Annotated in this window: 10 protein-coding genes; 8 read left to right on the forward strand and 2 right to left on the reverse strand. The window is 44.3% G+C overall.

Translation table 11 applies throughout. The features are described 5' to 3' along the window. Window positions 1-8 precede the first annotated feature (8 nt). Complete coding sequence (locus FNC98_RS14260; protein ID WP_144034972.1) at window positions 9-509, reverse strand: (2Fe-2S)-binding protein; 501 nt, start codon at window positions 507-509, stop codon at window positions 9-11. Window positions 510-1,016: 507 nt separating this feature from the next. Between FNC98_RS14260 and FNC98_RS14265 the strand changes: the two genes are divergently transcribed. The 8 genes from FNC98_RS14265 (at window position 1,017) to FNC98_RS14300 (ending at window position 11,441) form a co-directional block, all read left to right on the forward strand. Continuing rightward, window positions 1,017-2,531 carry a hypothetical protein gene (locus tag FNC98_RS14265; protein ID WP_144034973.1) on the forward strand — a complete coding sequence of 505 codons (1,515 nt, stop codon included), beginning with the start codon at window positions 1,017-1,019 and terminating at the stop codon, window positions 2,529-2,531. A gap of 393 nt (window positions 2,532-2,924) precedes the next feature. Continuing rightward, a complete protein-coding gene (locus FNC98_RS14270) occupies window positions 2,925-3,917 on the forward strand; it encodes an extracellular solute-binding protein (protein ID WP_144034974.1) in 993 nt (330 codons plus the stop codon). A 136-nt stretch (window positions 3,918-4,053) separates the two neighbouring features. Further along, entirely contained in the window at window positions 4,054-5,790 is a 1,737-nt protein-coding gene (locus tag FNC98_RS14275) for an ABC transporter permease (RefSeq protein WP_144034975.1), read from the forward strand. A 14-nt stretch (window positions 5,791-5,804) separates the two neighbouring features. Beyond that, window positions 5,805-6,830 carry an ABC transporter ATP-binding protein gene (locus FNC98_RS14280; protein WP_185967987.1) on the forward strand — a complete coding sequence of 342 codons (1,026 nt, stop codon included), beginning with the start codon at window positions 5,805-5,807 and terminating at the stop codon, window positions 6,828-6,830. A gap of 86 nt (window positions 6,831-6,916) precedes the next feature. Then, on the forward strand, window positions 6,917-7,384 hold the full coding sequence (locus FNC98_RS14285; RefSeq protein ID WP_144034976.1) for a hypothetical protein: 468 nt from the start codon (window positions 6,917-6,919) through the stop codon (window positions 7,382-7,384). A gap of 212 nt (window positions 7,385-7,596) precedes the next feature. Then, window positions 7,597-9,507 carry a DUF3604 domain-containing protein gene (locus FNC98_RS14290; RefSeq protein WP_144034977.1) on the forward strand — a complete coding sequence of 637 codons (1,911 nt, stop codon included), beginning with the start codon at window positions 7,597-7,599 and terminating at the stop codon, window positions 9,505-9,507. Between the two features lie 75 nt (window positions 9,508-9,582). Further along, window positions 9,583-10,425 (forward strand): peptidyl-prolyl cis-trans isomerase, encoded by an 843-nt coding sequence (locus FNC98_RS14295; protein WP_144034978.1) that lies wholly within the window; start codon window positions 9,583-9,585, stop codon window positions 10,423-10,425. Then, window positions 10,425-11,441 (forward strand): HupE/UreJ family protein, encoded by a 1,017-nt coding sequence (locus tag FNC98_RS14300; RefSeq protein WP_185967988.1) that lies wholly within the window; start codon window positions 10,425-10,427, stop codon window positions 11,439-11,441. Before FNC98_RS14295 ends, FNC98_RS14300 begins: the two co-directional genes overlap by 1 nt. A 392-nt stretch (window positions 11,442-11,833) precedes the next feature. Here FNC98_RS14300 and FNC98_RS14305 read toward each other — a convergent pair whose 3' ends face one another. Further along, the gene (locus FNC98_RS14305) at window positions 11,834-12,214 is read right to left on the reverse strand and encodes a DUF3224 domain-containing protein (protein ID WP_144034980.1); all 381 of its coding nucleotides are present in this window, start codon (window positions 12,212-12,214) and stop codon (window positions 11,834-11,836) included. Between the last annotated feature and the right edge of the window lie 4 nt (window positions 12,215-12,218).

Here is a 12,218-nt window from a genome sequence, read left to right on the forward strand (position 1 = left end):
CCGTCCTCCTATGCCGTTGTATCATTTTCAGAATTATCATCTTCCGGATCGTACATCTGCACCGCATTACTGCCGGCAACTGACATAATGGCATTGGTGATCCGGGTGTAAGACATACAGCGGCAAAGGTTACCGTTCATCGCCGCAATGATTTCATCTTCCGTCGGATTGGGATTTTGCGACAATAAGCTGGCCGCCTGCATGATTTGTCCCGACTGACAATAACCACATTGCGGAACCTGAGCCTCAAGCCAGGCTTTTTGCAAAGGATGTTCGCCTTTAAGTCCCTCAATTGTCGTTACTTTTGCACCATTTACCGCCGACACCGGCGTAGCACAGGAGCGAACAGCTGCACCATTTAAATGCACCGTACAGGCGCCGCACTGGGCAATACCACAACCAAACTTGGTGCCCTTTAATTTTAACTCGTCGCGGATCACCCAAAGCAATGGGGTATCTTCCGCGGCATTACTACTGACTGCTTTATCATTGAGAGTAAACTTAATCATAGTTCCACCCGACGTTATCTCGCTGTTTTGCAAATAAATTACTGCCTAAAACCAATTACCTAAGTAAAGTTCACCATCGCCACTTCCGCAAAGTTCCGGCAACTTCGGGACACCCACCTAATCCCCAATTCGAGACACCCACATAATTCCCAATTCAGGATACCCACAAGCTAAAGCTTCTCATGATGGAGAAACATGATGTGAATAGCAGAGGGTGTTTCTAGGATGTTCCTCCTCCTGCAGCGCTCAATAATTGCTTAGGGCATGAATGTTTGTGGGTGTCCCCAATTATAAAAACCAATAGATTTGTGGGTGTCCCCAATTTGCTCCTGCCGAAAGCACAGTTTTGTCAAGATTCCGTCAACGTCATATGAGGGTGTGTAAAGTTAGGTAAAGGAGGATGCTTCAAAGGAACCAGATGGATAAAAATAAACTCCATTGAACGCTGACAATTTTTAATAAAGTTATTTGCCAGCAACCATAACAACAATTCAATGGAGACAAATTATGCGCGATAAATTGATTCGACCGACCAAATCCAGGACGTTTGAATTGCTATTTCTCAGTGCTTTGATGGGATTACTTTCCGCCTGTGGTGGCAGTGAAAGTGATTCGGAAGCAGATTATGGAGCGATCAAGTTTTACAACGCTTCGAGCAACTCCCCACAGATGTTCTTCACCATCGATGAAGATTTAGACGATGAAGATGACGACGCATTAGAAGCAACCTATTCATACATCGGCTACGGAGAAGCGACGGCAACCCGAGATCTCGATAACATCGATTACTTCCTCGAAGTTGCATGGCAAAGTGACGATTCATCTTCACGTGATGATCTGACCATTGTCCATGAAACTGAAGTTAGCATTGAAAAAGATCAGCTTTCCCTGTTCGTTTTGAATGGCGACATCAGTAACTCTTCCTTAATTCAATACAACTTGCCTATTATCGATGACGACAATGATGACGATGAAGAGCTGTTCAACTTCTCGATACTAAATCTTCACAACCAGTTTGATTCTTTGCAATTGCACGTATCCCTTGCCAATGAAACCTTTAATGAAGCAATGCCGGTAACGCAATTTGAATATCAGCAACTTAGCGATAACCAGAAACTGGATCAGGAAGAATACATCTTTTATCTGACCTTGCCGGGCGACGATGAGGTTTTATTTAAATCCGATTCGGTAAATTTCCCTTATGCGAACCAGTACCTGCTGATGATTAAACCGAGCAATGGTGTTGGTGAGTCGGCCTTCAGTTTGGATATCCTGTCATGGTCTAGTTATTTGAATCTGGAAAATTACGGCGAGTCTGGAAAGTTTCGCGTTTATAACGGTATCGAAACCCATGATTTGCTGCCTGATTACATTGGTCAGATCAGCACTATGTTCACCACCATCGGCGATGAAATATCGGTCGATTCATTAGCTATTGGTGAATTCAGCGACGCCTACGCGGCGCAGCGCGGCGATTACAGCATTAATCTAACCGCCAGCGAAACCGAGCAACCGCTATTGAGTAATCACCTGGTTACCTTGAGTGAAAACGTATTTAAGACCGTATTTTTCTATCTGAGTGAGGAGAATGTCGATCACGATGGTGACGGTGATGTGGATGAAGACGGTGACGGTTTTGTTGATGAAGTGGAAGTCAAAATTCAATCCATGGTAGTTGAAAACAACCTTAATGAATCCCTATATCAGCACAACATGCAGTTACTGAACCTGGTGAATGATGATGACTACCCCAGTATTCGCCTGTATTTCGTGCGTAGCGATGAGCTCATTGAAACGGCGCAACACTGGCGGACTGCCTGGTTTGCGACACCAACAGAAATTAACATGAGTAATAACACCTATGAAGTTTACGCGGTTGCTCAAGATGACAGTAGTGACATTATTCTGGCATCGGAGTTATTAGTCTTAGATGAAACCAGTCTCAATCAGTTTGTTTTGCTGGAAAGCGACGAGACCAGCGGTAGCGGTTATCGAATGACTTTTACCAACCAAAACCCTTAGTCGATTGTTTCGACAAGATTGGCAAGGATAATAGCGACGATTTTGGGGCATCCACTTTCATGATCTCAGTTCCCGGATATAGTGGGAGTCCCGTTTTCTCCAGTTTCCCTTAACCCACTCACTACGCTAGGAAGCATCACTTTCAGGACATCCACTTTGATGATCTCTCATTTGGTTTCAAAAGCGCGGATAGAGTGGGTGTCCTTTTTATCGTATTTTTTATCGTCAAAGCATCAATTCTCACAGGTCTCAATTAAGCGGCAACTAATCCCAACAAATTAGAGACTTATCGCAAATATTCAGATTTTTGCTAAATTAGTGCTAGAGTTGGTAAAGCATAATTGCTATGCTAATGATAATTATTCTCATTAACTAACAATAAAACTGTCGATTATGAAAAAGATTATTCTGGCTGCGGCTTTAATGGGTAGTGCATTCGGTGCACTGGCTGAGCAAGTAAACATTTACTCTTACCGTCAACCTTTCCTGATTGAACCAATCTTAGAAAAATTCACCGAGCAAACTGGTATCAAAACCAATGTTGTTTTCGCGAAAAGCGGTATCGTTGAGCGTCTGCAGCGTGAAGGTAAACTTTCTCCGGCAGATATCGTTTTAACATCAAACTTTGCGGTGTTATTGCAACTTGAAGAAGCGGGTCTAACCCAAACCATCAACAGCGAAGAAGTGAACAAAAACGTTCCTGCACAATTTCGTGATGAAAACTGGGTAGCGCTTACCAAACGTGCTCGTGCGATCTACAGCGCCAAAACCTTAGGCGATAAATCTGATATTAACTACGAAGATTTAGCTACGGCTGAATACAAAGGTCAAATCTGTACCCGCAGTGGTAAGCACCCTTATAACCTTGGCCTGGTTTCTTCGATGATTGCTCATCACGGTGAAGAGAAAACGCTTGAGTGGTTACAAGGTGTTAAAGACAACCTAGCCCGTCGCCCGCAAGGTAATGACCGTGGCCAGGTTAAAGCCATCAAAGAAGGTCTTTGTACGGTTTCTTTAGGCAATAGCTACTACCTTGGTAAAATGATCACCGACGAGAATCAGAAAGCCTGGGCGGATGCGGTAAACATCAACTTCCCGAACCAGAACAACCGTGGCACTCACGTAAACGTTAGTGGTGTTGTGCTGACCAAGCACAGCAAAAACCAAGATAGTGCGCTGAAATTAATCGAGTTTTTAACTCAGGATACAGCCCAGGGTATGTATGCATCCGTGAACTATGAATACCCGGTAAAAGAAGGTGTTGAGTTATCAGAGCTTGTTGCTTCCTGGGGCGATTTTAAAGTTGACAGTATTGCCATCAGCGAAGCGGCAAAATACCGCGCCGATGCATTACGTCTTCTCGATCAGGTTAAGTTTGATTTATAATTCACAGGCTTAATCGAGACAATACCAATTAATGAATGTAATTGGTATTAGAAAAAGGATGGCGATTACGTCATCCTTTTTTGTTTTACCGATAGCATCGAATAAACAAAATGAATAAACACAACGGATAACCCTTTTGGCGATAACAACAATCGTAAAACGTCCCTGGCAAATTGGCAGCTTTTTATTGGTCGCTGTCTTATTTGCACCGACTCTGGCTTTGGTATTTACCGCCATGGAAAGCTCTGAGGGGATTTTTGCGCAGCTTGCAGATACGGTTTTATTTGATTACATCAGCAATTCGATATTGATGGTTATCGGTGTCTGCCTGCTCAGTTTATTAATCGGCCTGCCCTTAGCCTGGCTGGTCGCCATGTGTAAATTCCCGGGCAAACGCTTTTTCTCCTGGGCATTAGTCCTGCCTCTTGCGATGCCAGCTTATATCGTTGCCTATATCTACAGTGATTTTTTCGATTACGCAGGTCCGGTACAAATCTGGCTGAGAAACACCTTTGGCTGGCAAAGCCCTGGAGATTACTGGTTTTTTGATATTCGTTCGATTCCCGGCGCCAGTGTTATCCTGGCCCTGGTGTTATACCCCTATGTTTATTTGTTTTTACGAAGTGCCTTTTCCCAAAATAACCTGGTACAGATGCAGGCCAGTCGTTTACTCGGCGATACCCCTTGGCAAAGTTTCTGGCGCATAAGTGTTCCCCAGGCTCGCGGCATTATCATCGCATCTTTAGCCCTGGTTGGTATGGAAACCCTCGCAGATTTTGCCACCATGCATTATTTTGCCATCAATACCATGACCACTGCGGTCTACGACACCTGGCTTGGCTACTACAACCTTGCTGCTGCGGCCAAATTATCGGTGTTGATGTTAGCAATGATATTTTTGCTGCTTGCTATCGAAAAAAGACAGCGTATCGACAAACAAAATTACTCACGCAATGACAGTTTTGATAACAGTGAAATGTATCAGTTAACTGGTGTAAAAGCCTGGCTTGCCACCAGTTTTGCCGCTGCGGTGTTATTCGCAGGATTCATTTTGCCAACCCTAGTCTTGTGCGGCTTTATCTTTGATTATTACGATCAGGTGTGGAGCCAGGAATTCATTGAATATGGTACCAAGAGCCTGTTTATCGCCCTAATCGCGGCAGTATTCGCGGTTATTGTCGCCTTAGTCGTTAACTTTGGCCTGCGCCAATCTCAACAATCCGGGCAATCAAAACGTGCCTGGATGCAGCCAATCCCCGGGCAAATGGCCAGCATGGGCTATGCCCTACCCGGCACGGTATTAGCCATAGGTATCATAATTCCGATGACCGCACTGGAATTCTGGAGCAATGATCTGCTTGTTGAGTGGTTCAACTGGCAACCTGGCCTGTTCTTAACCGGAACGATATTTGCCATTATCTTTGCCTATGTGGTTCGTTTCTGTGCCATTCCCATTGGCTCTGTGCAGGAAAGTATGAGTAAAATTTCACCTCACCTAGATCAGGCCAGTCGTTCTATGGGCAGAGGTTTTACTAAAACGGCGTTTCGCATTCACTTGCCGTTGTTAAAACGCATTTTATTAACCAGTGGTTTGTTAGTTTTCATTGAAGCGATGAAAGAATTACCAGCGGCGTTACTACTTCGACCTTTTGGATTCGAAACCCTGGCCACCTATGTGTATCAGTATGTCAGTGACGAGCAACTAGAGCTCGCTTCATTGGCGGCGCTAAGCATTGTTATTCTGGGTCTGATACCATTACTTATCGTCAACCGAATGTCAGAAGGTTCTCTACAGAAAAAGCCTGATTCGGATGATAAGGTAAATCCAAGCAATACGCCATCACATGACAGTGATGTTGCCACACAAAAATAATAGCGGAGTCGTTCATGGTATTGGCCATTAACCAACTACAAGTCAGTTATCAGCAGCAAACCATTTTGCATGGTGTTGATTTGAACGTTGCCCAGGGTGAAATTGTCTGTTTACTTGGCTCCAGCGGCTGCGGCAAAACCACGCTATTAAAAACCATTGCCGGCCTTATCAATGTGGATAAAGGCGATATCGAGATAAATGGCAATACGGTCAATTCCGACGGTTTGGCAGTCGCTCCGGAAAAACGAAATCTTGGTATGCTCTTTCAGGACTACGCGTTATTTCCACACCTAAGCGTTGCTGAAAACATTGCTTATGGCCTTCGCAAACTCGATAAGGCTCAGCGCCAGGCAAGAGTGCAGGAAATGCTGGCCTTAGTGCAGTTACCGGATATCAGTGACAAATACCCCAACCAGCTTTCTGGTGGCCAACAACAACGGGTAGCACTCGCCCGTGCTTTAGCTTATCAACCGGATCTGCTGTTACTGGATGAGCCATTTTCTAATATCGATACCAAGGTGAAATTTGAATTAATTGCGCAAATTCGCGATATCATCAAACAATCCGGAGTTGCGGCGATTTTTGTATCGCACAGCAAAGATGAAGCCTTCGGTTTTGCCGATACCATCGCTTTGATGGATGAAGGCAAAATCCAGCAAACCGGTACACCTAAGGCCTTATACCAACAACCAAACTCGGCATTTGTCGCCCGCTTTATGGGGCCACTTAATGAAATCCTGAGCAATCAGCTACCGCCAGAGGTAACAAAAATACTTGGCCAGCAAGGCATTCAGCTAGCAAACAACGACAGGCTTTTAGTGCGCCCGGAAAATCTGTCGCTTTCGCCGCAGAGTGAAGGACAAGATATTGAACTACAAGCTGTTGTTGAGTCCACCACATTCTATGGCAAGCAGGTTACCGCCAGTGCTCGCTGTTATGGTGACATCATTTCATTTTACGTTGACAGCCAACAACCTTTAGAGCCCGGCGATAAGGTCAGCCTTTATTTCAGCGCCGAACACTTATTGTTGGCTAATTGATACCAATTACACTAAGTTTGTGCACAATGTAATTGGTATAAACCTACACTCTAATCCATTACTGTAACGATTCAGGAGTAACTCCTGTGCGCGTATTGCGTTCATTTTTTATCGCTTTTACTTTATTAACCCTATCACTTCAGGCGAACGCCGAAGCAGAATTCCCGCCATCGTTTCAACCTGTGATTGATATTTTCTCCGGGCTTTCTGATGGGGATAAAGACAAAGTAAAAAACTCAGTAACTGACGATTTTATTTTGCTGGAACAAGGTGAAGTCTGGGATCTGGAAATCACCTTGAGCATTGTTAAAGGGCCAATTCCTCGCACCAATGGTTTTAATATTATCTCCAGTGATATTCGAGATGACTTAGCCCTTTACAACTACTGGACGCAATCAAAAATTGGAGAAGGTGATAACCCAAGCGTAATCACCTGGTTGGAAAGCGTTGTGGTTGTCAAAACTGATCAGGGTTGGAAGCTGCAGCAGTTTCACTCCACCAAAGTTCCACCAGAGAAAGTTCCGGCAGATTTAAAGGTTATAGAAGCGCGCTAATGCAGTACCGACTTCGTTGACGTTATTGTTATTAGCACTCAATTATCGCCTAAACGGCAAGATAAACTAAACTTTCTTCTGCTTTAATCTTTGAATACCTCACACGACTCCCAGGACCATTATCTTAATTTACTGATTTATTTATATTTCAATTTACAGATTTAGCATTTGTACTAGGCTTTCTATTCATGAACTGTTCTTGGGAGTAGACGATGAAATTTAAATACAGCTTAATACTTGCCGGCATTTTAAGCTCGATAATACCCATTACCCACGCATCTTCCTCTGAATCTTCTGAAACAGATAAAAACTATTCACCGCCAGCAACAAATAATATGCCCACCATAGTTTACTGGGGTGACACTCATGTCCACACCGGCTTATCTCTGGATGCAGGCTTATTTGGTAACACCGTTGGGCTTGATGAGGCATACCGATTTGCCAAAGGTGAGGAAGTTACTTCATCAACGGGGTTGCCGGTTCGTCTCGCACGACCACTTGATTGGATGATCATCACAGATCACACCGATCTGATGGGGATCGCCGATGATATTAAAAACGGCAGTGAGAACATTTTAGAAGTTGATAAAGGCCGCGAATACCATGAGGCCTTTAAGAAAGGCGGACAGGAAGCGGGGAAAGCCGCCTTTGATTTAATTCAAAACTTCTCGCAGATGACGCTGCCTGAGGAGTTTGTCAGAGATTACAGTCCAGGTTCAGATGTCTTTAATAGCGTCTGGAAGGAAATTGTCGAAGCCGCAGAAAAACACAACGAACCGGGTCTATTTACCGCATTTATTGGTTTTGAGTGGACCTCAGTGCCCAAAGGTTTTAATTTGCACCGCAATGTTATCTTTCGCGATAACGCCGACAGGGCGCTGCAAGTTGTTCCCGCAACGACGCAGCTACCATCAGGTGATACAAACCCCAAATCATTGTATAAGTGGCTAGAAGACTATCAAAGCAAAACTGGCGGTAAAGCGTTCGCATTCGCCCACAACGGCAATCTATCCAATGGCTGGATGTTTCCGACAACCGACACCTATCATGGTGGCAAGGTTGATAAACAGTACGTGACCGAACGAGCGAAATGGGAGCCCCACTATGAGGTTACTCAAATCAAAGGTGATGGTGAAGCACACCCATACTTATCCCCAGATGATGAGTTCGCTGATTATGAAAACTGGGACGTGGGTAATTTAGATTTATCAGAGTTAAAAGAACCTGAGATGCTCAAAGGTGAATATGGCCGAGAAGCGTTAAAGCAGGGGCTGCTCCTGGAAAAGCAATTAGGCATTAACCCATACAAATTTGGTGTTGGCGGAGCAACCGATAGCCACACATCACTGGCTACCGCCGATGAGGATAACTTTTTCGGCAAATCCGTTAGCGCCGAGCCAAGCAAAGAACGGGTAGCACATCCATTTGTTGAATCAAAAGCTGGTAAAATTGAAGGCTACAAAATCGTATCTTCAGGTTACACCGGCGTTTGGGCCGCTGAAAATACTCGCCACTCTATCTACGATGCAATTGAGCGTAAAGAAACCTACGCTACGACTGGTCCAAGAATGATTGTCCGTTTTTTTGGCGGCTGGGATTATTCAGAAGACGATTTACATGGCAGTAATGCAGTGGCTATAGGTTATGAAAAAGGCGTACCCATGGGCGGCGATCTCAAAGATGCCGATGGCGGAAAAGCGCCCAGCTTTATGGTTTCGGCAATGAAAGACCCATTGAGCGGCAACCTAGACAGAGTACAAATTATCAAAGGCTGGCTGGATAGAGACGGTAAGTTACACGAGCGTATTTATGATGTAGCCGTTTCTGACGACCGCAAGATTGACTCAGATGGCCGTTGTAAAGAGCCTGTGGGCAATACCGTGGATGTTGAAACAGCAACATGGAGCAACAGCATAGGTGATGCACAGTTAACCGCAATCTGGACAGATCCAGATTTCGATGCCGAAGAATCGGCATTTTACTACGTTCGTGTACTCGAAATACCAACACCTCGTTGGGTGTTATACGACAAAGTTCGCCTTGGCGCAGAAATACCTGAAGAAGCTGAATTAGTTGGCCAGGAGCGCGCTTATACGTCGCCAATTTGGTATAGCCCGCAGTAATTCAGTTTTTATACGGTGGTCGGCAGAGGTCGACCACGACCTCCTACAATTTACAAAATAAGAAATGCTAACAATATGCCAACCATGCTCAGGAAAATAGTAACAGAGCCGTTAACTCACTTCTTAGTGCTAGCTATTGTGATCGTGATGATCGCCAAAGAGGAAGCTCAGCCAGAGACTCAAAATATTCTTGTATCGGAAGGTCGAATCGAGCAATTGCGCAATGACTTTGCCAGGCGCAATGAAAGACAACCAACGATGGAAGAGTTAGAAATTTCCATTGAAAGCTTTGCACTTAACCAAGTGTATCTGCATCAGGCCCGTAAGCTGGGATTGGATCAAAACGATAAGGTTGTCGAGCGGCGTCTTCGTCAAAAGATGGAATATCTGCTTGATGAAATGGCAACCCTGTCAACGCCAACGGAAGAACAACTTAGTCTTTTCTATCAACAAAACATTGAACGTTATCAAAACAAAGCTCAAGTAACCTTTGCCCAGGTCTATATCTCCGATGACCGGCCTGAAGCCGAGTTCACCCAACTTTTAGCTACCCAGAAAACTCGTATTGAACAAGGCGAAGCCCCCCAAGGTGACCCCATCCTTCTGCCTTCCGATTATCAGGATGCGCCCATTGACTTTATTGGCAAAGAGTTTGGGCTTTATTTCGCAGACCAGCTTAAACAGCTACCAATAGATACCTGGAGTGGACCAGTTACGTCAAGTTATGGCCAGCACTTCGTAAAAATTCAACAACGACAACCACAAACGGCAATCCCGCTATCTCAAATCAAGCGAAAAGTGACGTTAGACTGGCAATATCAACAGGCTCAGGTTTTCAAAAAAGCGTATGAACAAACCATGTTGCAGCAATATGAAATAGAAGTTCAATGGCCCGAAGCTCGGGGAGATGGCTCGTAATGAAAGCATTTACCTTCAGCTTTCATCTGGTTCTGGTAATTATTGGATTATTTTTCAGCGAAAATACTCTCGCCGATGATTTTCGTCCCGCCTCATTAACCGTTGCCTGGCAGCAAGATGATACCTACCAGGTCAGTTTAAAAGTCCCGGTAAAACAGCAAGCCATGCCAGTTTTACAAGTCATATTTGATGATAAAACCAAAGTACTGGGTCAACCGGCGCACCGGGTTCAGGGGGCTTCTCACCTACAAAACTGGCAAATTTCCAGAGCCGGCGGGCTTGCAGGTATGTCACTCACCGTAGAAGGGCTTCAGGGTTCGAATTACGATTTAATTCTGCGTTTTATTACTCCTTCCGGATCCCTTCACAATGGCTTATTAAATACCGAAACCATCAATTATCAGGTTCCGCAAACATTAGAACCATCAGCTGTGGATGTTGCGATAAATTATCTGTTGCTTGGTTTTGAACATATCCTTATTGGCCTTGATCATCTATTGTTTGTCCTAGCCCTAATAATCATTATTAAAAGCATTCGTAAGCTGATATGGACCATTACCTTTTTTACGCTAGCTCACAGTATTACCCTTGCCGCCGTTACCTTAAACTGGTTTAGCCTTCCTTCAAGGGCTGTAGAGGCGATTATCGCCCTGTCTATTGTATTTCTGGCCAGAGAAATGGTTGCCATTCATCGTGGCAAACCAAGCATTACGGCTCAATATCCATGGTTGGTTTCGTTAAGCTTTGGCCTATTGCATGGGATGGGATTCGCTGGCGCATTAGGTGAAATCGGTATTCCCGAAAATGAGATCATTTTGGCACTGCTGGCATTTAATATTGGCGTGGAGTTGGGCCAGATATTTTTCATATTGCTAGTGCTCGCTACTATTGCATTAACAAGAAAAATAATAAGAAAAATACCATTAAAAACATCCAACTGGAGCAAGCTAATACCGGCTTATGCCATTGGTACGGTTGCCAGTGTCTGGTTGGTACAACGCCTGCTAATTTTATAGATAAGCCCCAAACCTTCGTTGCTCCTCAGTCATAAACGCTGCGACCTACCGTGAAATGGGTACCTGTTCCATCCACGGTGCACTTGCGCACTCGTCTGTAAATTTTAATCAACTCTGGCCCCCCTCAATTTGAAGTGATTAATTTAGGAGACTCGCATAATTTCTGCGTAATTACAGAACGAAATCAAACTAACCTAATGATTTGAATTGATTTTTACTAAAACGGTTTAGATAAATTTAATGGCTGTGCCAAAATTCCGAAAACATTCTTTACGTGGGTGTCCCGAATTATTACTTTCTTATAAAAAATCGGGATTTGGAGTTTGCTCATTAAAAAACCTCTAACCGCAATAGCTGTTAGAGGCAAACTAGGAGGATAGGGAGAATCGGGGTTAGTCTTCGCTCAATTCAAACCGCAACTCATAGCTGTGGCCTTGTTCAGATTGAATGATATCTAATGTGCCGCTTATCCCAGCCAACTCACCATGGCCTGAGCCTTCGATAATTTGAATATGTAACTGCTGAGAATCCGCAGACATCAATCCTTGATGCAATAATGTAAAACCACCGGACTTACCATTGACCTCGCCATCGAACTCTTCAATTGCGGCATAAGCGGCATGACCATCAGGGGTACGTTTACTTATCATTTGACCAATGCCTGAACCGTTAAGATCACCCTGATAAGTCTTATCGATTGTCATTCGACCAACCGGCGCGACTTCGTCACGTTGCGGTTCCAGGTTAATATCAAAGGTACCTAAAGCTCTCATCTCT

The sequence above is a fragment of the Thalassotalea sp. PS06 genome, assembly GCF_007197775.1.
Taxonomy (GTDB): domain Bacteria; phylum Pseudomonadota; class Gammaproteobacteria; order Enterobacterales; family Alteromonadaceae; genus Thalassotalea_A.

Bases quoted from the DNA above. Each gene is read 5' to 3' on its own strand.
- FNC98_RS14260 (WP_144034972.1), bottom strand. From the start codon at position 509: ATGATTAAGTTTACTCTCAATGATAAAGCAGTCAGTAGTAATGCCGCG.
- FNC98_RS14265 (WP_144034973.1), top strand. From the start codon at position 1,017: ATGCGCGATAAATTGATTCGACCGACCAAATCCAGGACGTTTGAATTG.
- FNC98_RS14270 (WP_144034974.1), top strand. From the start codon at position 2,925: ATGAAAAAGATTATTCTGGCTGCGGCTTTAATGGGTAGTGCATTCGGT.
- FNC98_RS14280 (WP_185967987.1), top strand. From the start codon at position 5,805: ATGGTATTGGCCATTAACCAACTACAAGTCAGTTATCAGCAGCAAACC.
- FNC98_RS14290 (WP_144034977.1), top strand. From the start codon at position 7,597: ATGAAATTTAAATACAGCTTAATACTTGCCGGCATTTTAAGCTCGATA.
- FNC98_RS14295 (WP_144034978.1), top strand. From the start codon at position 9,583: ATGCCAACCATGCTCAGGAAAATAGTAACAGAGCCGTTAACTCACTTC.
- FNC98_RS14300 (WP_185967988.1), top strand. From the start codon at position 10,425: ATGAAAGCATTTACCTTCAGCTTTCATCTGGTTCTGGTAATTATTGGA.
- FNC98_RS14305 (WP_144034980.1), bottom strand. From the start codon at position 12,214: ATGAGAGCTTTAGGTACCTTTGATATTAACCTGGAACCGCAACGTGAC.